This is a genomic window from Chitinophaga caseinilytica, from assembly GCF_038396765.1.
GTDB classification, from domain to species: Bacteria; Bacteroidota; Bacteroidia; order Chitinophagales; family Chitinophagaceae; genus Chitinophaga; species Chitinophaga caseinilytica.
In genome coordinates, this window is the sequence record NZ_CP150096.1 from 4,292,111 (window position 1) to 4,312,118 (window position 20,008).

20 protein-coding genes are annotated in these 20,008 nt (G+C 53.4%); 9 read left to right on the forward strand and 11 right to left on the reverse strand.

Annotated features, from left to right (window positions below; genetic code table 11):
• Positions 1–35 precede the first annotated feature (35 nt).
• From WJU22_RS17605 to WJU22_RS17615, 3 genes are all read left to right on the forward strand, one after another.
• Positions 36–266 (forward strand): hypothetical protein, encoded by a 231-nt coding sequence (locus tag WJU22_RS17605; protein WP_341839482.1) that lies wholly within the window; start codon positions 36–38, stop codon positions 264–266.
• Complete coding sequence (locus WJU22_RS17610) at positions 236–1,135, forward strand: helix-turn-helix domain-containing protein (protein ID WP_341839483.1); 900 nt, start codon at positions 236–238, stop codon at positions 1,133–1,135. The genes WJU22_RS17605 and WJU22_RS17610 overlap by 31 nt, the downstream gene beginning before the upstream one ends.
• Before the next feature lie 248 nt (positions 1,136–1,383).
• Positions 1,384–2,313, forward strand: coding sequence for a helix-turn-helix domain-containing GNAT family N-acetyltransferase (locus WJU22_RS17615; RefSeq protein WP_341839484.1), 930 nt, complete (start codon positions 1,384–1,386; stop codon positions 2,311–2,313).
• A gap of 3 nt (positions 2,314–2,316) precedes the next feature.
• Here the strand turns inward: WJU22_RS17615 and WJU22_RS17620 are convergent, their stop codons facing one another.
• A complete protein-coding gene (locus tag WJU22_RS17620; protein WP_341839485.1) occupies positions 2,317–3,504 on the reverse strand; it encodes a DUF1624 domain-containing protein in 1,188 nt (395 codons plus the stop codon).
• 148 nt (positions 3,505–3,652) lie between these two features.
• Positions 3,653–4,120: a DinB family protein gene (locus tag WJU22_RS17625; protein ID WP_341839486.1), complete on the reverse strand. Its 468-nt coding sequence runs from the start codon at positions 4,118–4,120 to the stop codon at positions 3,653–3,655.
• Positions 4,121–4,234: 114 nt separating this feature from the next.
• Between WJU22_RS17625 and WJU22_RS17630 the strand changes: the two genes are divergently transcribed.
• The 3 genes from WJU22_RS17630 to WJU22_RS17640 all read left to right on the forward strand — a co-directional run bounded on the left by WJU22_RS17630 (position 4,235) and on the right by WJU22_RS17640 (position 7,399).
• Complete coding sequence (locus tag WJU22_RS17630) at positions 4,235–4,717, forward strand: hypothetical protein (protein ID WP_341839487.1); 483 nt, start codon at positions 4,235–4,237, stop codon at positions 4,715–4,717.
• 349 nt (positions 4,718–5,066) lie between these two features.
• Positions 5,067–5,735 (forward strand): hypothetical protein, encoded by a 669-nt coding sequence (locus tag WJU22_RS17635; protein WP_341839488.1) that lies wholly within the window; start codon positions 5,067–5,069, stop codon positions 5,733–5,735.
• 26 nt (positions 5,736–5,761) lie between these two features.
• Positions 5,762–7,399 (forward strand): acyl-CoA carboxylase subunit beta, encoded by a 1,638-nt coding sequence (locus tag WJU22_RS17640; RefSeq protein WP_341839489.1) that lies wholly within the window; start codon positions 5,762–5,764, stop codon positions 7,397–7,399.
• Positions 7,400–7,423: 24 nt separating this feature from the next.
• Here the strand turns inward: WJU22_RS17640 and WJU22_RS17645 are convergent, their stop codons facing one another.
• Complete coding sequence (locus WJU22_RS17645) at positions 7,424–8,608, reverse strand: hypothetical protein (RefSeq protein ID WP_341839490.1); 1,185 nt, start codon at positions 8,606–8,608, stop codon at positions 7,424–7,426.
• A gap of 166 nt (positions 8,609–8,774) precedes the next feature.
• Here WJU22_RS17645 and rnhA point away from each other — a divergent pair, with 166 nt between their 5' ends.
• From rnhA to WJU22_RS17660, 3 genes are all read left to right on the forward strand, one after another.
• Positions 8,775–9,239 carry a ribonuclease HI gene (gene rnhA, locus WJU22_RS17650; protein ID WP_341839491.1) on the forward strand — a complete coding sequence of 155 codons (465 nt, stop codon included), beginning with the start codon at positions 8,775–8,777 and terminating at the stop codon, positions 9,237–9,239.
• 88 nt (positions 9,240–9,327) lie between these two features.
• On the forward strand, positions 9,328–10,473 hold the full coding sequence (locus tag WJU22_RS17655; protein WP_341839492.1) for an HlyD family secretion protein: 1,146 nt from the start codon (positions 9,328–9,330) through the stop codon (positions 10,471–10,473).
• Between the two features lie 51 nt (positions 10,474–10,524).
• Positions 10,525–12,702, forward strand: a complete 2,178-nt coding sequence (locus WJU22_RS17660; protein WP_341839493.1) for a peptidase domain-containing ABC transporter — start codon at positions 10,525–10,527, stop codon at positions 12,700–12,702.
• Positions 12,703–12,781: 79 nt separating this feature from the next.
• Here WJU22_RS17660 and WJU22_RS17665 read toward each other — a convergent pair whose 3' ends face one another.
• The 8 genes from WJU22_RS17665 to WJU22_RS17700 all read right to left on the reverse strand — a co-directional run bounded on the left by WJU22_RS17665 (position 12,782) and on the right by WJU22_RS17700 (position 19,978).
• On the reverse strand, positions 12,782–13,222 hold the full coding sequence (locus WJU22_RS17665; RefSeq protein ID WP_341839494.1) for an META domain-containing protein: 441 nt from the start codon (positions 13,220–13,222) through the stop codon (positions 12,782–12,784).
• Between the two features lie 52 nt (positions 13,223–13,274).
• Positions 13,275–14,420: a hypothetical protein gene (locus WJU22_RS17670; protein WP_341839495.1), complete on the reverse strand. Its 1,146-nt coding sequence runs from the start codon at positions 14,418–14,420 to the stop codon at positions 13,275–13,277.
• A gap of 96 nt (positions 14,421–14,516) precedes the next feature.
• On the reverse strand, positions 14,517–14,957 hold the full coding sequence (gene smpB, locus WJU22_RS17675; protein ID WP_341839496.1) for an SsrA-binding protein SmpB: 441 nt from the start codon (positions 14,955–14,957) through the stop codon (positions 14,517–14,519).
• Positions 14,958–15,012: 55 nt separating this feature from the next.
• On the reverse strand, positions 15,013–15,858 hold the full coding sequence (gene accD, locus WJU22_RS17680; RefSeq protein ID WP_341839497.1) for an acetyl-CoA carboxylase, carboxyltransferase subunit beta: 846 nt from the start codon (positions 15,856–15,858) through the stop codon (positions 15,013–15,015).
• 128 nt (positions 15,859–15,986) lie between these two features.
• On the reverse strand, positions 15,987–17,054 hold the full coding sequence (gene fbaA, locus WJU22_RS17685; protein ID WP_341839498.1) for a class II fructose-bisphosphate aldolase: 1,068 nt from the start codon (positions 17,052–17,054) through the stop codon (positions 15,987–15,989).
• A 175-nt stretch (positions 17,055–17,229) separates the two neighbouring features.
• Positions 17,230–17,676, reverse strand: coding sequence for a Rieske (2Fe-2S) protein (locus tag WJU22_RS17690; RefSeq protein WP_341839499.1), 447 nt, complete (start codon positions 17,674–17,676; stop codon positions 17,230–17,232).
• A gap of 165 nt (positions 17,677–17,841) precedes the next feature.
• On the reverse strand, positions 17,842–18,618 hold the full coding sequence (locus WJU22_RS17695; protein ID WP_341839500.1) for a helical backbone metal receptor: 777 nt from the start codon (positions 18,616–18,618) through the stop codon (positions 17,842–17,844).
• 1 nt (position 18,619) lies between these two features.
• Complete coding sequence (locus tag WJU22_RS17700) at positions 18,620–19,978, reverse strand: pyridoxal-phosphate dependent enzyme (RefSeq protein ID WP_341839501.1); 1,359 nt, start codon at positions 19,976–19,978, stop codon at positions 18,620–18,622.
• Positions 19,979–20,008 lie beyond the last annotated feature (30 nt).

Genomic DNA, 20,008 nt, shown 5'->3' on the forward strand with positions numbered 1-20,008 from the left:
GGAAAGGGATTATCTTTAAAGCCGAGTTACCCGCCATGAAAATCGATCTGTTTTCGTTAGTCGTCCTGCTCGGTGCGCTGCAGGCCCTTTTTTTCGGGACATTCCTTCTGCTGGCCCGAACGGAAAACCGCTTCCAGAACCGGATGCTGGCCTTTTTCATGTTCATCTTCAGCTATAACGGGTTCGAAACGCTGCACTGGTCGTCTGGCCTGTACCCGGATATCCTTTTTTTGATGTGCTTGCTTTCGTGCTCATTTTCGGTGTAGGGCCGTGTTTGTATTTGTATGTGCGGTCGTTCGGGAAGGAGGGAAGGCCGCCGTTCGCGGGCCGCCATTTCATCGTGGTGTGGATGGCCCTGGCCATCAGGGCAGGGTTCCTCGTGTGTTGGGGACTGTACGTTATCGGCTGGCAATACCCGAAATGGATCGTAGGGCTGAATACTGCGTTCGATCGCATCGCGGAGCCATTGTCGGTTTCGTGGTTTGCGGCGTATTATATATTGTCGGTGCGGGCGTGGCTGCGCATGCGGAATGGGTTGATGGACGAGGAAGCGCGCTGGCTGAAAACGTTGGTCGGCGTGATGGGGGTACTTCTTTTCTTCTGGGTGGCGACGGTGGTGATGCCTATGATATGGCCGGTCACGGGTTTGGAGAAATATACGGCGATCGAGGTGCTGCTCGTAGTATTCGTTTACTGGATGGGCTTCGCCGGATATCATAGGACGCGTGTCATTTATGCCGCGCAGCAGCAACAGGCGCGTTCCTATTTCGACCAGTTGGGGGATGATGAAGTGGCCCGCTGCGCGGATGCGCTGCACCAGGCTATGGCGTCTGGCCAACTGTACCTCGACCCGGAAATGACCGCCGCCACACTGGCCGCGCGGATCGGGGTGCCGGTGAAAACGCTGTCGGCCGTGTTGAACCGGCGGATCGGGAAGGGCTTTAATGAATACCTGAACGGTTGGCGGGTGGAAGCGGTCAAAGACCGGATGATGGACCCCTCGAGCCGGCATCTCACGCTGACGGGCATCGCCTATGAGTGCGGGTTCAATTCCCAGCCTACTTTCCAGCGCGCCTTCCGGGCGAGCGAGGGTTGCTCGCCCAGGGAGTTCCAACGGCGGCAGCAAGCCCCATGAACATGGAAAAAGGCCCGGAAAACCAGGCCTTGCCAATCAATCTCAAATAATGCTACTAATGATTACGGGTCACGTATTAATAGTTGAGTGCTCCACAAAGTAAACCCTTCCTCCCCGCAAGCCGCCGGTAGCAAATACGCGAATCTTCCCGTAGAAATACGCAATCCTTCCATGCGAAATTTGATTATGTCAACCAATATGTTTGACAGAAGCAACGAAAATAATATCTTGCCATAAATTTACAATCGATGTCAGACCTCGAAATCATATCAGACATCCGGCAATTCAACCGTTACTACACCGCCCAGCTCGGGCTTTTGCAGCAGCATATTTTCGACAGCGAATATTCCCTAACGGAAATCCGGGTGCTGTACGAAATCAACTTCAACCGCCAAACCACCGCCACCGGCATCCGCGAAGCGCTGCAGATCGATGCCGGCTATCTCAGCCGCATCCTCCGCAAATTGGAAAAAGCCGGCCTGGTCTGGAAACATCCCCTGCCGGAAGACGGCCGCTCCAGCTACCTCACACTGTCTGACCGCGGCCGGCGCCTCATGGCGAAAATGGGCACCTTGTCCGACGACCAGATCCGCCAGATGCTGGCCCACCTTCCTGCAGCCGATCAGCAAACCATCGCCGTGTCTATGCGCGACCTGCGGCGCTTACTGGGTGCCCCTGGCAGCGAAATCACCATGGAACAGGTGGAGATCCGCACGGAGCTGGTTCCCGGCGATCTGGGGGATATCATTTCCCTGCACGGACAACTATACTGGAAGGAATACGGGTACGATGTCCGTTTCGAGCAATACGTCCTGGAAACGTTGCACGATTACGTCCGGGCGTTCGATCCCCGCCGCGACCGTATCTTCGTGGCATCGTCTATGGGCAGGATGGCGGGCGTGGTGGCGATCCAGCACCGGGAAGGGAAGGAGGCGCAGTTGCGGTGGTTCCTCATCCGGCCGGAGTTCAGGGGCATCGGTTTGGGGAAAGCCCTCATGCAGCGGGCCATGGACTTCTGCCGGGAGCAGCGGTTCAGGAAAGTTTACCTGCTCACCACCAACCAACAAACCACCGCGGCCGCGCTGTACAAAAAGTGGGGCTTCGAAAAGAAGGGTTCCGTCCCCGAAAAGCTGTGGGGCCACGATCTTTTCGAGGAACGCTATGAATGCGATCTCTGATCCCTACACATAGCTCAGCCACCATTTGCGATGGCTGCGCTTGTACTCCGCGAACCGCTTGCAGGGCAGGTACAAAACGGCCACCACGAAGATCCAGATGGCGTAGACTACCGGTAACGGATATCCGAATGCGATAGGGCGGAACAGGAACGGCGAATTCGGGTCGGCGATCTGGTCTGTACCATATCCGCTGATGAAAAACGCCACTACCGTCAGCCCGTGGATCAGGTAGAAATGCAGCACGTAATAGAAGAAAGGCACGCTGCCGTATACTTTGCAAACGGCCGTAAACCGGTTGCGCGCGTGCTCCAGCGCCGCCAGCGCCAGGAGCCCCGGACCGATGGTGATACAGGTATACAGCAGCGACGGCGGGTATTTCTGTACGTTGAAGAAGGAGAAAATCGTTTGCGATAAATGAGGCCAGGCATCCCAGCGCAAGGGATCGCCATACACGTTCAGCGCCCGCAGGAAAAAGAACAGGCCCACCATCCCCAGGCCCGCCGTTAGCAGCACGGAGCGCCGCATCGCCGGGGAAACATCGGACGCGAACACCCGTCCGCAGCCATACCCCAAAAACATGACGCCCACCCAGGGCAGGAAAGGATACAGCACCAATGCGATGTGCCCCGGGAACAACGGCAACGCAACGCCCGGCCGGTGCAGCAACGCCCACAGTGGCGAAGGCTGGAAGCCCGGCTGCGCTTCGTAAGAATCCAGGATATTGTGCGACAGGGTGATGGCCGCGCCGATGGCGAGAATGGCGCCCCAGGGCAGGTACACGAACGCGGAAAGTATGACGAAACTGATACCGATGGCCCAGATCACCTGCAAAAAGAAAATATTGTAGAGCGGGTTGAACGACAATCCCAGCGACACGATCGCCAGTTCCACGAAAATCAGCCACAAACCCCTCGTTAACAGGAATTTGCTGATCTCACCTTTTGTTTTTCTGCCATTCATGAGGTAAACGGACATGCCGGAAAGGAAAACGAAGATCGGCGCGCAGAAATGCGTCACCCAGCGGGTGAGGTACAATGCGGTATGGGTGGTTTCGGGATTCAGGGGGTCAGACGATAATGCGCCTGTGTGGAAGAAATCGCGGACATGGTCTAACGCCATCACGATCATCACGATGCCGCGCAACACGTCGATGGAATAGACCCGTTCACGGGCGGGGTTTTGGAGTTCCATGGCATAGTATTATACCCGAATATAACCAATTTCCACCGCGTGAAATAATCCTATGTATTTTAAAATAATTATATATTTTCGTGTACGATACCGGTAACGGTACTTTTAACCATTTCCTAGGAGAAACGCCGCTTTTCAGCGGCGTTTTTTATTCGTTTTCAGCGTACTTCCGGATAAGGACGATCTGGCCGAGGTGATAGGCCGCGTGTTGCAGCACGCCCTGGATATAATAATAGGCGTTATGCTGGGTATTGGCGACGTTGGAGTAGAGTTTTTCTTCCGGGAAATTGCGGATGGTTTCGGCCATATGCGTGATGGAATGGTCGAGCCGCTGCAGCGTAGCCTGCCAGTTGTTTTCGCCGTGGTTTTCGGGGAAATAGAAGTCCGGAAGGTCGCCTTCCTGCTCCGGTTTTTCACCTTTCAGTTTGCGGTCTACGTTCTGGTGCCAGAAAATAATGTGGTTGACCAGTTCCCAGATATTATGCGAAGTGTCGAAGCGGCGGGAGGCCTGCGCGGCGTCGAGCTCGCGGAGGTGCTCCATGAAGGTGACATCGAGCCAGGGCTGGCCCTGGTAAATGTGTTGCAAGGCTTCGGACAGCACTACGGGTAAAGACATATGGTTAGATTTTAGGGTAATCGTACAATTTATGTTCCATTCCTGTCATGGACTGTCCAAATTTAACACTACTTTACATATCATCCTCGTTCCCAATGATTTTCGCCTGTAGCCATGAAATTGACTTTATTTGAATACTTTATTTTCGGATTATTCTTTCTTTTCTGGATCGTTTATTTCTGGCTGTTCGGAAATGCGTTTTACGTGTATCGGAACGGTACGGTAGTTGACGGTACGGTAACGCGGGTGGACAGGAGCTGCAATAAATATTCGGACATAGATCTGCTGATCCACGAAAAGGTATACAGCATCCATATTTCATCAAAAGAATGCAGGGAAGGAAAATACCGGATCGGCCAGGCAGTGCCTGTTCGCTGGCACCCCGACCACAGTGATATCCTGTATCCTGACGAGGATCCGCGGCACGGTTTATACATTGTAATGGGCGCAATGGTTTTAGTTTTGGCTATTAACTTCATTGGAAAACGCGGAAAGAGGAAAAGTAATAACGAAGAAGATAACGAAAAAGCAGTGGAGCGCGATCGTACCCGCCGCCGCTCGAAACGCGGTAAAACCGGGAAGTTTCCGCTGCCATGAGGAATTTTGATAAATATTCGATCAATGAGATCCGGTAGATGGGTATATGTCGTCTGTGTAATTTACCTTTTCCTGATAGTCAGATATATCTGGAAAGAGGTGAACGTTTATTGGTTCGGGACGATAAGACAGGCAAAGGTCGTTACCGTAAACCGAAATTGTTCCAACCGGAATAACAGGGCAGATATCGAGCTGAATGGCCAGGTATTCTCGATGAAAATTAGCCGGGAAGAATGTGTAAACCAGGTTTTCCGGCCCGGAGATGCCGTCGAAGTTAAATATGATCCGGATTTTGATATCGTGCTGCGGCTCCATGAACGGCCCGACGTCTTCATGTATGCCATGCTTGGTGTCTTTATTACGGTTGTTACATTTGTATCCGCACACTACTATTGGAAATGGCGGGAAGCCGCTGCAAAAAAGGCCCTGGGCCTTCAACCCGCCAAACGGATTTCGCCTCGCCAACGGCGAAAAATGCGGCGAAAGAATTTGTAAGTTTTATTTTATCGAGAAGATGGAGAAAATGCATTCGAAAGGCAGTATGGCAGGCGAATTGACGGTCTTTCTATTCCTTATATTGATGATTTGGAATACATATGACAGCTTTCAGGAATTATATGTAGGCTGGAACGGTACGGTGGAAAAGGCTGTAATAACACGCGTGCCCAAAGGCTATTCCCGCGGCTCAACCATTGACGTCGCCTATAATACGAAAGAATATTTACTTCCGATTATGCGGAGTGAATTTAAAAGCGGTAAATATGCTGTTGGCGACACGATCAACGTTTGCGCGCTTCCCGGTTATGATTTTGTGTTGCGGGAAGATAACAGGAACGGAAGGAAATTCTGGATGGGGTTGGGAGGTACTCTCTTTCTTTTGGGAATAATTGTATGGAGCCAGCTGAAATCACGGAAGCGGAAGCCCCCCAGGAGAAGGACCAAAGCCGAAAAACGAAAAACCCGGAGAAAAAAAGGATTACGGCCATCACCCGGCGCCCATTCCCCCAAATTCCCTTAAATTGAATCTCTAAACAAAGCCACATTATGGATATTCAGCAGATGGAATTCAACCGGAACGAAGATCATTTGAAATTGCTGGTCAGCACCATGAAACAAAGACTGGCGGTCATCGAACAGGGCGGAGGGAAAAAGGCATTGGAGAAAGTCCGTCAGCGCGGCAAGCTCACACCCCGCGAGCGGATCGCCAAATTGATCGATCCAAACAGCACATTCACCGAGCTCGGCGCTTTCACCGCCTACGAAATGTATGCCGAACACGGCGGATGCCCGGCCGGTGGCACCGTGGCCGGACTTGGATATGTGAGCGGCCGTCTCTGCATGATCGTGGCCAACGATATGACCGTGAAAGCCGGGGCCTGGTTCCCGCTCACGGGCAAAAAGAACCTGCGCATGCAGGAAATCGCCATGGAAAATAAATTGCCCGTCATCTACCTGGTAGACTCCGCGGGCGTATATCTCCCCATGCAAGACGAGATCTTCCCCGACAAGGAACATTTCGGCCGCATCTTCCGCAACAACGCGAAAATGAGCGCCATGGGCATCACGCAGATCGCGGCGGTAATGGGGAGTTGCGTGGCCGGAGGGGCTTACCTGCCTATTATGAGCGATGAAGTGCTCATGGTCGAAGGTAACGGCTCCATTTTCCTGGCAGGGCCGTATCTCGTGAAAGCCGCCATCGGCGAAGACATCGACGCTGAAACCCTCGGCGGCGCCGTCACCCATACCGAAATTTCGGGCATCGCGGATTATAAATTCCAATCCGACGAAGAATGCATCGAGCGCATCCGCCATATTGTGTCGCGCATCGGTAAACCCGCCTCCGCCGGGTTCGACCGCATCGCGCCCGAGGCGCCCGCGAAAAGTGACGATGAAATATATGGCCTCATTCCGGCCGACAGCTCCAAATCCTACGACGTCCGCGAAGTGATCCACCGGATCGTGGACGGATCTGTGTTCGAAGAATACAAGGAAGACTACGGAAAAACCATCCTCTGCGGATACGCCCGTATCGAAGGCTGGGCCGTGGGCATCGTGGCCAATCAGCGGAAAATGGTCAAAACCAAAAAAGGTGAAATGCAGATGGGCGGGGTGATTTATAACGACTCCGCCGACAAGGCCGCCCGCTTCATCATGAACTGCAACCAGAAAAAAATCCCCCTCGTTTTCCTGCAAGACGTGACGGGCTTCATGGTGGGAAGCAGGTCGGAGCACGCCGGCATCATCAAAGACGGCGCCAAGCTCGTGAATGCCGTAAGCAACAGCGTGGTCCCCAAAATCACCGTGATCATCGGGAATTCTTACGGCGCGGGCAATTACGCCATGTGCGGCAAAGCCTACGATCCCCGTTTCATCTTCGCCTGGCCCAACGCCAAAATCGCAGTGATGGGCGGGGAACAGGCGGCGAAAACGCTGCTCCAGATCCAGGTGGCCTCGCTGAAAGCCAAAGGCCAGGAAATTACGCCGGAAGCCGAAGCGAAGCTCCTGAAAGAAATTACAGACCGGTACAACAGTCAGACCACGCCCTATTACGCCGCGGCGCGCCTGTGGGTAGACGAGATCATCGATCCCCGGAAAACCCGTGAAACCATCGCCAGGTGCCTCGAAGCAACAGACTTCGCACCGGTGGAAGAGGCTTTCAGGACCGGGGTCATACAAGTCTGACGAACAAACGGTAAGGCATGCATGCTAGAAATTTAATCTGATCCCGGCGTTTGACTTACCGGCCAGGTTTAAATAAGCGGGTTTGGAGCGCTTCAATATCACTTTTCCCATGTTGTGCCGTGGGTTGGACAGGTTCACTATTTTGGTGGATACGAACATATCGTCTTTAAAATCGAACTCGATCCATTCCGCATGCACCCGGGCTGTGGCCGATTGATACGGCTTCAGTTTGAGGATTGCGGTTTTTCCTTTATGGTCATATAAAATATCATCGAAACCGAAGATTTCTGTGATCGAATCATTCATGGAAGAAAAAGCCATTTTCATATCAGTCCTGATTTCGATCTGGATGACCCGATCGATGCCAAAGGCATTTTCGATGGTCATTTCCCATTTACCGTCCATATTCATTTCGCTATGCTGCTTATTGAAGGAATTGAGGTATCCGAAAAGATCGAAGGGTTCCTTCGGTAAGCGCTGGGCAGCCGGCTTTGTCGCAAATATAGCCCGCTCTCTTCCTCTCCGTCTTTGCAATTCGTCCCTTTCATTACTGGTTTCCGTCAAGGCCTTTTGCAGGCGTTCCCGCTCAGTATTAGCTTCCTGCAGCAACATTTGCTGGCGTTCCCGCTCGGCATTGGCTTCCAGCAGCATCGTTTGCAGTTTTTCCGCTTTCTCCATAGCCTCGGTCATCTGTTCCTGCAGTCGGTCTTTCTTTTCCTGCGCTTCATACATCCGTTTTTTTATCGCCTCTTTTTGGTCCGTCGCCTCTTTGGCCTGCTGTACGTAAATACCGTTGGCAATGATCAATTCTTTCATTTGCTGGATGTACGAATGGTATTCCGCTTCGAGCTCCTGGTAATGTTTGACGGAAATCCAGGCACCTTTGGAGATCTTTGCAGACGTTTGGGAAGTGATCGTCCGGAAATACTCGTTCAGCCAGGTATGCAGCATTTTTACCAAGGGGGTGATGAGCTGATAGGAAACCGCCATGATCAGCGGCAGCCAGATCAGTTGGAAATAAGGCGTCGCCTCTACATATTTGATAAAGTTTTTGACATTCGCTTCCGCCAGGTAAGTTTCCGTATCACTCCCCCAAACGATCAGCACCCGCCAGTTCACCAGCAGCCACGATACCAGGAACGACCCGAATAACGGGTTCCGGGCCCTGTCGGTAATCGGGAAAACGAGGTTCTTCAGATCTTTAAACATGGGATGTCGATTTGAACGCTATTTTACCGGTTTGTGAGAATGAACTATGTTGCTGGTTTGTTAATGGTTGCAGGGAAGAAGGCTTGATTTTTGTTAATGAAATTTATGGCCGCGCGATGGGAAGCCGCTGGAATTTCCGTTATTTTGCTCCCTTAAAAACCAGGCTTTGACGAATCAGCATTTGATCATATATACAGACGGCGCGGCAAGGGGAAATCCCGGAAGGGGAGGATACGGCATCGTGTTGATATGGGGGAACACTCGCCGGGAAATGTCGGGCGGCTACCGGATGACCACCAACAACCGCATGGAGCTCCTCGCGGTGATCGTGGCACTGGAGGCGCTTACCCGCGACGGACTTTCCATCCAGATCTATACAGACAGCCAGTACCTCGTGAACGCCGTCGAAAAAGGATGGCTGTGGAATTGGGTCAAGATCGGGTTTAAAGACAAAAAGAACCGCGACCTCTGGGAACGCTTCATCCCGCTGTACCGCAAACATAAAGTCAAATTCAACTGGGTCAAGGGCCACGCTTCCAACCCCGAAAACAACCGCTGCGACCAGCTGGCCACCGCTGCCGCAGACGGCGGCAACCTCCTCGTTGATACCGGTTACGAACAGGGAGAATAATTCCGGAAAATATAGTAAATTAGTCTCGTCTTACAGCAATTAACTATTTGAACCGTCGGGCATTCAACTTGAACCTTGAATCCTGACCATGCCTCAGATTTTTCCCGTCGCGGTCATCGAGCATTCTGCCATGTCGTGGTTACCCCGCGTGCAGGTGCGATCCCAGATGATCTACACTTCCGTTTTGCTGGCTGTGCTCATTTGCATGCTGGCACTTCCGTTTATTTATGTGGACGTTTCCGTGAAATCCGCCGGCATCGTGCGGCCCGTTGCGGAAAAGAACGAACTGCGCAGCCTCGTTTCCGGAACCATCGCCGATGTGCTGGTCCGCGAAGGTTCGCATGTCGAAAAAGGACAGCTCATCCTGCGCCTGCAGGAAGATATCTCCAACAGTAAAATCTCCCAGGCTTCTTTCGAGCTCCAACAGCGCGAAGCCTACATCGCCGACCTGGCGCGCCTTTCCACCGGCGGCGGCGCCCCGAGGACAGCTCTGTACCAGCAGCAATACAGCCGGTTCACGGCAGCCATCAGCGAGCAACAGGCTACGATGGACAAGCTCGGCCGCGATCTGGAGATGTATAAAAAATTGTTCGCGGACAAAGTGGTGGCCGAAAAAGAGCTGCGCGATAAACAATACGAATACGACCGCTCCGTTACCCTCTACCGTTCGGCCGTCCAGCAGCAGCGAAGCGCCTGGGCAGAGGAGCTCAGCCGTTTCCGCATGGAAAGCAACCGGCTGCAGGCAGACGCCGAGCAGCTGGAAAAACAGAAGGAGTGGAACCTCATCAAAGCCCCCGTCAGCGGCACCATCCAGCAATTCAACGGTAAATATCCCGGCGGCTACCTGCAAACCGGGGAAATGATCGGTATTATCAGTCCAGACAGCAACCTCGTGGCCGAATGCCTCGTGAGCCCCAAAGACATCGGCTATCTCAAAGCCGGCATGCCCGTCCGTTTCCAGGTAGACGCATTTAATTATAATGAATGGGGCTCGGTGGAAGGAACGGTGCAGAGCGTCGATAACGACTTCACATTGGTCGACAACCAGCCCGTGTTCAAGGTGCGCTGCCAATTCGCCGCCACGGAAGTGGCTACCGCCAAAGGCGTGAAAGGCCAGCTGAAAAAGGGGATGACCCTCCAGGCCAGGTTCCTCCTTACCCGCCGCAGCCTGTTCCAGCTCCTGTACGATAAAACGGACGACTGGATGAACCCGAACGTTATCGCGAAGCACTAACATATCTCAACCAGACAGGAAAAGCCCGTCCAGACCGGAAAATACAGCACCATGTCCACCAACACCCGACTCAAAAAAAGCGCCCGCGTCCGCCAGCGGGACCTCAGCGATTGCGGCGCCACCTGCCTGGCCTCCGTCGCGGCATTCTACAACCTCGAAATCCCCGTTGCCCGCATCCGCCAGCTGGCCGCTACCGACAGCAAAGGCACCAATGTGCTCGGTATGGTGGAAGCCGCTACCCGCCTGGGTTTCCAGGCCAAGGGCGTGAAAGGCCCGTTCGAAGCACTGTATAATATTCCCAAACCCGCTATCGCACACGTAGTCGTGAAAGGCGTGCTGCATCATTATGTGGTGATTTACCGCGTCACCAAAACGGACGTGACGGTGATGGACCCGGCAGACGGGCAATACCATCACATCCCACATGATACTTTCAAACAAATGTGGACCGGCGTGCTCGTGATCCTCATGCCTGGCGACGATTTCCGGGCCGGCAACGAGCGCACCTCGCACCTGGCGCGGTTCTGGTTCCTGCTCCGGCCGCATCGCTCCGTGGTAGCGCAAGCTTTGTTCGGCGCCATTATTTATACGGTACTGGGTTTGTCTACCTCCATATATGTCCAGAAAATAGTCGATAATGTACTGGTGGAAGGGAATCGCAATCTCCTGAACCTCCTCGGCATCATCATGATCCTCATTTTACTGCTGCAACTGTTCATCGGGCACGTCAAAAGCGTTTTTGCGCTGAAAACCGGCCAGCAGATAGACGCACAGCTGATCCTCGGTTACTACAAGCATCTGCTCCGCCTGCCGCAGCAGTTTTTCGATACGATGCGGGTGGGCGAGATCACGTCCAGGATCAACGACGCGGTGAAAATCCGCGTATTTATCAACGACGTGGCGATCGGGCTGGTGGTGAACGTTTTCATCGTGTTCTTTTCCTTCGCGCTCATGTTTACCTATTATTGGAAACTGGCGCTCCTGGTGCTGGCGATCCTTCCCGTTTACGGCCTCATTTACTGGATCAGCAACCAGGTCAACAAAAAAATGCAGCGCAAGCTGATGGAAGACAATGCGGAACTGGGCAGCCAGCTGGTGGAATCACTGAATTCCGTGGCCACCATCAAACGTTTCGGGCTGGAGGAATTCGCCAATATCAAAACGGAAGCGCGTTTCGTGCGATTGCTCAAAACGATCTTTTCGTCTTCCGTTACCAATTTATATCTCGGCAACGCCAGTAGTTTCGCGACCAATGCGTTTGTGGTGATCCTCCTGTGGGCGGGCTCGTATTTCGTGATGGACAGGCAGCTCAGTCCGGGCGAACTGTTGTCTTTCTACGCGATAATCGGGTACTTTACCGGCCCGGCGATGAGCCTCATCGGCGCCAACCGCAGCATGCAGGACGCGCTGATCGCGGCCGACCGCCTTTTCGAGATCATGGACCTCGAGCAGGAGGAAACCGCCAACAAGGTTGCGCTTGCGCCTGAAATGGTCGGCGACATCCATTTTCAAAAGGTGAGTTTCCGGTATGGCACGCGCGTAGAGGTTTTCAAGCATTTCGATTTGCATATACCTCAAAGCCGGATCACGGCGGTGGTGGGTGAGAGCGGCAGCGGGAAATCGACGCTGATGGCGCTTTTACAGAATATTTATCCGTTGATGGAAGGAAGCATTCTCATCGGCCAGCTGGATATCCGGTATATCGACAACGATAGCCTCCGCAGGCAGGTGTCTGCCGTTCCGCAGCAGATCGATCTTTTCGCAGGATCTGTGCTGGAAAATATCGCCGTTGGCGAGTTTGAGCCGGACGTGCAGCGTGTGCTCCACGTCTGCAAGCTGTTGGGCATCCTCCAGTTCATCGAAAAACTGCCCGAAGGCTTCAATACGCCGCTTGGTGAACACGGGGTCAACCTCAGCGGTGGACAAAGGCAGCGGATCGCCATTGCCCGGGCGCTTTACCGCGACCCGCAGGTGCTTATCCTCGACGAAGCCACATCGTCCCTCGACTCCGTTTCCGACCAATATGTGCAGGAAGCGATGCAGCAATTGAGAGACCAGGGCAAAACGATCGTCGTGATCGCGCACCGGCTCAGCACGGTCGTGAGCGCAGATAAAATCGTAGTGCTGCAGGAAGGGAAGTTGGTGGAAGAAGGGACGCACTCCGAGTTGCTCGCCAACAATTCCGTATATGCGAAACTGTGGCATCATCACCAGGCGGTACTGGCCTGATCATCCCGTATTTCATCCTTATTCAATAAAAAAAGGCCCGCATAACGCGGGCCTTCCGATGTCCAAATCAGTCAGGCTTTTACTTAGCCATCAGCCTGACAAGTGTCTTGCCGTCCGTGTCTCCCAGGGTCAACACCCCGTCAACAACGGTCCAGGTTTTTATTTTGTCGGTAACACCGATGAATTTGTCTTCATATTGCATTTTGCCCATGCACATCATTTTCGTGGCGGCCATGGGCGTGAATGAAATCTTGTTGGGCGCTTCCAGCTTGAAGCCTCCCGTGATCATGTTGCAACCCGCCGATCCATGCACGCGGCTGTCTGCCTGTTGGAACGTAAGCTCCGCGGGGCGTATGAGGCCGGCGGTATCTACCGGCAGGCCGTCCACTTCCACCATCCGCCAGGTCTTATAGAGGTCGGCTTCGTTGTTGGTGCCGCCTGCGGCTTTGTTAGCGTTCGAACATCCCGCCATGAAAGCCGTTGCGGCAATTGCGGTGCAAAAAGTCAGTATTCTATTCATATCTTATCTTTTTCTCCTTCTATAACAATACCGGCCTCAAAAAGTTACATTTTTAATACTGGCTGTAAAAACTTTGCAGGTCCCGCGCCAACCGGTCGTAAATCGGACGGGTCAGTTCGAGGAAAAGGTCTTGCGGGGGCGGCGGGGGAATGTCGCGGCCGCGGATGAGGCCTTTGTCGGCATCGCTGAGAGCGCGCTCGTCGCCACGGAAAGTACCGAACTGGTTCTGCCAGGTGAACGAACCGGGAAGGCGGTCTTGGCGGAGGATGCGGTCGTTGGTGACGTCGATGATCCGGTAGTCGAGCAAACCGCTGGACTCCACGGTTTTCCTCGTAACGAAGATGGTCGCTTTCACGGTGATGTCTACCATGGGATATTTGCCGGTGCTGTCGGGCTTGTTGCCCTTCACCTGGATCACTTTCGATACTTCGCGCTGGGAACGGTCTACATAAGTTTGTCCGACCATAAAGTCCATAAACCGCATTTCCATGTATTGATCGGGGTGGAAATCCTTTTCGCCACGAACCCTTCTTTCATCGTAAAACCGCACGAAAGTGTTGATGCGACGGTCTTCCAGGTTGCGCACGAGCGCATCGCGGAACTGGTCTGCGGAAAACTGAAAGTAAGACGAGCGGACATCGATTTCGCTTACCACCACATGTACGAGCCCGAGTTGGTAGGCTTGTTCTTTCAGGCTGGCGGCGTCGCGGAAATTGGGGCTGAGGCGGAGGGCGGCGTCGAACTCGTCGTAGGCTTGCCTGGCCGCGGCCTTGTTCCGTTCATCGAGGAGCTGGATGCCTCTGTCATAGCGAACTTCAGCGGCATTTTCGCCCGAAGCGGCGATGGCGGCGCTGTAATCTTTGGGCTTCACGACCGAACTGGCGGCGGGGGAGCTGCGGATCACATTATAGAGCGCCTGCATGGATCGGTATTCATTTTTGACGTCTTCCCATTTCAGGGGATTGTTAGAAGCGAGCGCCTGTTTGGCCCGGCCTTCATAAAAATCTTTGGCCGCGTCGTAGGCGGCGGGGAGGAGCCGGAGGGAGGTTTCGTCTTGCGGGCGGCGTTGCAGCTTTTTCACGAAAGCTTCGACGGCGGCGGAATAGCGGCCCTGGTTATACAGTTTTTCGCCGGATTTGCAGGCAAAGAGGATAACAGCCGGCAGGCATACGGATAGGTAGCGGAGATACTTCAACATATAGCTGTGTTTACGAACTTATATATTCAAACGGCACGCCAAATCATTCCCATCGGATAACAAAAGGAAAATTAAGATGGTTTTAACATTGCGGGGTCAGATTTTGAAGTTGCGGCGGAGCTCACGGTCTACCTCGCGGGCCTTGATGCTGTCGCGCTTGTCGTGCAGTTTTTTACCTTTCCCGATGCCGATTTCCATTTTGGCCAGTCCTTTATCGGTAATGAACATCCGGAGGGGAATGATGGTGTATCCACGTTCCTGGATTTTCTTTTCCATCTTCTTCAATTCTTTCCGCTGGAGCAGGAGTTTACGTTCACGAAGGGGATCGTGGTTGGCGTAGGTACCGAATTTGTATTCGGCGATGTGCAGGCTTTTGACGAATAATTCGCCTTTGGAGAAATAGCAGAAGCTGTCATTAAAGCTCACCTTTCCACCGCGGATGGATTTGATCTCGGTTCCGGTCAATACCAATCCGGCGATGTATTTATCTTCTATCGCGTATTCAAAATAAGCCGATCTGTTTCTTAATTCTGCCATGTTGAGGGTTACAAATGGGCCGGCTGCGTGGGCAGCCGGCCGGGGGAATATCGTTTTAGTGTTTGAACAGCTGGAGCAAAGTTCCGAGCTTGTTCTTCAGCTCTTTACGATCGGTGATGAAATCGAGGAACCCGTGGTCCAGGAGGAATTCCGCACTCTGGAACCCTTCCGGGAGGTCCTTTTTAATGGTTTCCTTGATTACGCGCGGGCCGGCGAAGCCGATGAGGGCGCCGGGCTCGGCGGTATTGATGTCTCCCAGCATGGCGTACGACGCGGTAACGCCACCGGTGGTGGGGTCTGTCATCAAGGAAATGTAGGGAAGGCGGGCAGCGGCCAGTTGGGTCAGCTTGGCCGAGGTTTTGGCCATCTGCATCAGTGAAAACGCGCTTTCCATCATACGGGCACCGCCCGATTTGCTGATGATCAGCAGCGGAAGCTTGTGCTGGATGCAATAATCGATGCTTCGTGCGATTTTTTCACCCACCACGGAGCCCATGGAGCCGCCGATAAAGTTGAAGTCCATACAGGCCACTACGAGCCCGTTGCCGTTTACCATACCTACGCCGGCGCGCATGGCGTCGGAGAGACCGGATTTCTTCTGGGCGTCTTTCAGCCTGTCGCCATAAGGTTTCAGATCGTTGAAGCCAAGGAAGTCTTTCGGATAGATATTGGTGAAGAGCTCTTCAAAATTATTATCGTCGAAAATGATCTCGAAATATTCGGGCGAATTGATACGGTTGTGATAGTTACACTTATCGCAAACGTAAAGATTCGCTTTCAGATCCTTCATGGTGGTCGTCTTCTTGCATTTCGGGCATTTGTGCCATAAACCGTCCGGCGCCTCCTTCTTCTCACTGGTACTGGTGGAAATACCCTGTTTAATTCGCTTAAACCAGCTCATACAGAATGTGTACTAAGTAATTAGATTAAAGATTAGTGGTGCAAGATACGATAAAATTAAATTTTTCCGTAAATCAAAAGGCCCCTGAATATATCAGGGGCCTTTAACATATCATAACAACCTGTAAATTATGCGTTACGGTTGATGCAGTTGAGGTCTGTGAAAGCTTCTTCGAGGCGTTTCACGAAAGATTCCTCGCCTTTACGCAGCCATACGCGCGGGTCGTAGTATTTTTTGTTGGGCTTGTCCGCACCGTCGGGGTTGCCGAGCTGGGCCTGGAGGTAGCCTTCCTTATCTTTATAATATTTAAGGATGCCTTCCCAGAACGCCCATTGCATGTCGGTATCGAGGTTCATTTTGATAACGCCGTAGCCGAGGGTTTCGGCGATCTGGTGTTTGGGAGAGCCGGAACCGCCGTGGAACACGTAATAAACGGGCTTGGCGGCCGTGCCGAATTTTTTCTCAATATATTCCTGGCTGTTTTTCAGGATTTCAGGACGGAGCTCCACGTTTCCGGGGCTATATACGCCGTGAACGTTGCCGAAAGCGGCTGCCACGGTGAAGCGGGAACCTACCTGGCTGAGCTGCTCGTAGGAATAGGCCACGTCTTCGGGCTGGGTGTAAAGGAGGGAGTTTTCAACGCCGGAGTTGTCTACGCCGTCTTCTTCACCGCCGGTAACGCCCAGTTCGATTTCGATGGACATGCCCAGTTTATTCATTCTTTCGAAGTATTTCTTCGAAATTTCGATGTTTTCGTGGATGGGCTCTTCCGACAGGTCGAGCATGTGGGAGCTGTAAAGGGGCTGGCCGTTCTCTTTCATGAACTTCTCGCCAGCGTCCAGCAGGCCGTCGATCCAGGGCAGCCATTTTTTGGCGGCGTGGTCGGTATGGAGCACTACGGGAACGCCGTAGTATTTGGCTACTTCATGTACGTGTTTTGCACCGGAGATACCGCCGGAGATATTGGCCTGCAGCTTGTCGTTCGGCATCCCTTTCCCCGCGAAGAATTGCGCCCCGCCGTTAGAAAACTGGACGATCACCGGAGAATTCACTTTTGCGGCGGTTTCGAGAACGGCGTTCACGGAATCCGTGCCTACCACGTTTACCGCGGGCATGGCATATCCGCTATCCTTGGCATCCTTGTAGAGCGCTTCCAGCTCTTCGCCGAATAATACGCCGGCTTTGTACTTTCCCATAGACGATGTAACTTTTAATTTTTAAAGGAAAGCAAATATAGGCATTTCAATTTTTAGATTTCTCTAAACTTATGGCCTGAAACAGGCGTTCGGCGTTGTTTTCATTCATTCGGGCACGCAAATTCGTTTGGATTGCCGACGGAAAAAGGGCCGGAATATCCGGCCCCCAAGCTCATCAGGTAACAGTCAGGGTAGTTCCGTTGATGTTCACGGTGTATTTCGGCAGCGGGTTGGTGGCGGGCCCGTTGGCCACGGAGCCATCGGTGTTGAACTGGCTCCCGTGCCCGCAGGTACTGCCGCAAACGATCTTGCCGGCGTTGTAGGTAGACAGCGTGCAGCCCATGTGCGTACAGGTACTGGTAAACGCTGCGAAAGACGCGGGCACGTTGCCCGCAGCCAGGCGTATCAGCACTACGCCGCTTCCGATCATGAAACTGCCTACAGCCGTTAGGTCGTTGGCCAGGTTTACGGTCAGCTTAACATTGTTGCCGCCCCCGCCACCACCGCCGGGAGGGTTCACCGGTGCAGGATCGTCGCCCTTCCCGCCGCAAGCCGCCAAACCGCCTGCGCAGAGCACCGCCAGCGTGGCGCTCATGCCGGACAGAAAATCTCTTCTTTCCATATTGATTAGGTTGTTCGAAAAAGGTTACGGCGGGTTTTGCCATGCGGTTGCCTGTCCCTGAAAAATCATTTCACGAATAAGGCGGACGGGCGCGCCCTGCAACGCGAAACCCTTGCTGGCAGCACGTCGTAATTAACGGAATTATTTTTGGGAACCGGAAAGGGATTAACGGAAAATATCCAGCAGCTCGTTGAAATACGCGGGCGCGTGCATCAACCGGCTTCCGTACCAGGAAAACATTTCTCCGTCCACCAGCGCGATCTCCGCGTCTGGCAGGTATTCCCGGATTTCATCGATGTGTTTCGACTTGAAAGGATAGGGCTCGCTGCTGAGCAGCACGCGTTTGACGCCGCTCGCCGCCAATTGCGGAAGCGTAACGGAAGGATATCGGCGCAGGTCTTCGAAAACATTGCGCAGCCCGCATCTGCGGAGCATGTCATTGATGAAAGTATCGCCGCCGGCCACCATCCATGGGTCGCGCCAGATGAAATAGGCCGTGGGAACGGAAGGGTAGAGGGGACGGATGGAAGAAAATCCCCCACTGATCCGGCCCGCAATTTCGCCGGCCGCTGTTCTTTTATCGAGGATTTCGCCGAGGGAATATATCATTTCGAGCGATTCTTCCAGCGTATGAATGTCGCTCGTCCAAACGGGGAACCGCTGCGCCAGGGCTTCGATCTGTTCCCGCTCGTTTTCTTCTTTATTGGCTATGATGAGGTCTGGCCGCAGCTCCGTGATTTTATCGATATGCAATTGCTTCGTGCCGCCCACACGTGTTTTTTCGCGGAACCACGACTCCGGATGCACGCAGAATTTGGTGATGCCCGTCACATCGGCCCCCAGGTCGTACAGCAACTCCGTCTGCGAAGGCACTACCGACACGATGCGCACCGGTGGCGCGTCCAGCGAGATCGTATGCCCGATTTGATCTGTATATCGCATGCTAATTCCCCAGCGCCTGGATGATATCGTATTTGGTGACGATGTGATAATTGCCGGAATCGTCCTGCGTGAGCACGGCGCCGTTTTCCTTATTGATATATACAGTGAGCTTTTCGATGGGCGTATCCATCGCCACTACGGGATAGGCTTTCTGCATGACATTGCGCACGGGCTGCTCCTTCAGGTCGGGCTGATCGATCAGTTTGCTGAACAATCCGCCTTCAGACAGGGCGCCGATCAATTCGCGGTCTTGCAGCACAGGCAAATGCTCGATGTCGAACTTCTTCATTTTGCCGATGGCGTCGCTCACGCGGTCGTCCGGCGAAATTGTCACCAGCGGCAGGTTCCGGCGGCCGTTCACCACGTCGCGCACGGTTTTGACGTCGAGGAACCCGCGTTCCATCATCCACTGGTCGTTATATACTTTCCCCACGTACCGCGATCCGTGATCGTGGAAAACCACCACCACCACGTCGTCTGCCTTCAGTCGAGTTTTGAGTTGCAAAAGCCCTGCCACGGCCGATCCGGCGGAATATCCCACAAAAATCCCTTCTTCCTTCGAAATCCTTCTCGCCATTACCGCCCCGTCTTTATCGGTCACTTTTTCGAAATGGTCGATCACGCTCATGTCGTAATTCTTCGGCACGAAATCTTCGCCGATGCCTTCGGTAATATAAGGATACACTTCGCTCATATCGATTTCGCCGGTATCGAAGAATTTCTTCAGCAGCGAGCCGTAGCTGTCTACCGCCCAGATCTGCACGTCGGGGTTCTGTTCCTTGAGGTATTTTCCCGTTCCGGTAATGGTACCACCGGTGCCAGTGGCCACAACGAGATGCGTGATCTTGCCCGCCGTCTGTTCCCAGATTTCGGGGCCGGTCTGTTCGTAATGCGCATCGCGGTTGGCGAGGTTATCGTATTGGTTGACGTAAAAACTGTTGGGGATTTCGCGCGCCAGGCGGGCAGATACCGAATAATACGACCGCGGGTCTTCGGGCAGCACGTTGGTGGGGCATACGATCACTTCGGCGCCCACGGCTTTGAGGATGTCGACTTTTTCCTTGGATTGCTTGTCGGTAGTCGTGAAAATACATTTATATCCTTTGATAACGGCCGCCAGCGCCAGGCCCATACCGGTATTGCCCGAAGTGCCTTCGATGATGGTGCCGCCGGGCTTGAGCAGACCCTTCTGCTCGGCTTCTTCCACCATTTTCAGGGCCATACGGTCTTTGATGGAATTGCCGGGGTTAAAGAATTCTACTTTGGCGAACACGGGGCAGGGCAGTTCGGCCGTTACGCGGTGGAGTTTGACCAATGGGGTATGGCCGATCGTTTCGAGGATATTTTCACAGTACTTCATAATCTTTGTGCTTGGGAAACGAATTTAAGG

Excerpts from the sequence above, each read along its gene's own strand:
- WJU22_RS17605 (WP_341839482.1), top strand. The coding sequence starts at position 36 with ATGAAAATCGATCTGTTTTCGTTAGTCGTCCTGCTCGGTGCGCTGCAG.
- WJU22_RS17615 (WP_341839484.1), top strand. The coding sequence starts at position 1,384 with ATGTCAGACCTCGAAATCATATCAGACATCCGGCAATTCAACCGTTAC.
- WJU22_RS17620 (WP_341839485.1), bottom strand. The coding sequence starts at position 3,504 with ATGGAACTCCAAAACCCCGCCCGTGAACGGGTCTATTCCATCGACGTG.
- WJU22_RS17625 (WP_341839486.1), bottom strand. The coding sequence starts at position 4,120 with ATGTCTTTACCCGTAGTGCTGTCCGAAGCCTTGCAACACATTTACCAG.
- WJU22_RS17630 (WP_341839487.1), top strand. The coding sequence starts at position 4,235 with ATGAAATTGACTTTATTTGAATACTTTATTTTCGGATTATTCTTTCTT.
- WJU22_RS17640 (WP_341839489.1), top strand. The coding sequence starts at position 5,762 with ATGGATATTCAGCAGATGGAATTCAACCGGAACGAAGATCATTTGAAA.
- WJU22_RS17645 (WP_341839490.1), bottom strand. The coding sequence starts at position 8,608 with ATGTTTAAAGATCTGAAGAACCTCGTTTTCCCGATTACCGACAGGGCC.
- WJU22_RS17655 (WP_341839492.1), top strand. The coding sequence starts at position 9,328 with ATGCCTCAGATTTTTCCCGTCGCGGTCATCGAGCATTCTGCCATGTCG.
- WJU22_RS17660 (WP_341839493.1), top strand. The coding sequence starts at position 10,525 with ATGTCCACCAACACCCGACTCAAAAAAAGCGCCCGCGTCCGCCAGCGG.
- WJU22_RS17665 (WP_341839494.1), bottom strand. The coding sequence starts at position 13,222 with ATGAATAGAATACTGACTTTTTGCACCGCAATTGCCGCAACGGCTTTC.
- WJU22_RS17670 (WP_341839495.1), bottom strand. The coding sequence starts at position 14,420 with ATGTTGAAGTATCTCCGCTACCTATCCGTATGCCTGCCGGCTGTTATC.
- smpB (WP_341839496.1), bottom strand. The coding sequence starts at position 14,957 with ATGGCAGAATTAAGAAACAGATCGGCTTATTTTGAATACGCGATAGAA.
- accD (WP_341839497.1), bottom strand. The coding sequence starts at position 15,858 with ATGAGCTGGTTTAAGCGAATTAAACAGGGTATTTCCACCAGTACCAGT.
- fbaA (WP_341839498.1), bottom strand. The coding sequence starts at position 17,054 with ATGGGAAAGTACAAAGCCGGCGTATTATTCGGCGAAGAGCTGGAAGCG.
- WJU22_RS17690 (WP_341839499.1), bottom strand. The coding sequence starts at position 17,676 with ATGGAAAGAAGAGATTTTCTGTCCGGCATGAGCGCCACGCTGGCGGTG.
- WJU22_RS17695 (WP_341839500.1), bottom strand. The coding sequence starts at position 18,618 with ATGCGATATACAGATCAAATCGGGCATACGATCTCGCTGGACGCGCCA.
- WJU22_RS17700 (WP_341839501.1), bottom strand. The coding sequence starts at position 19,978 with ATGAAGTACTGTGAAAATATCCTCGAAACGATCGGCCATACCCCATTG.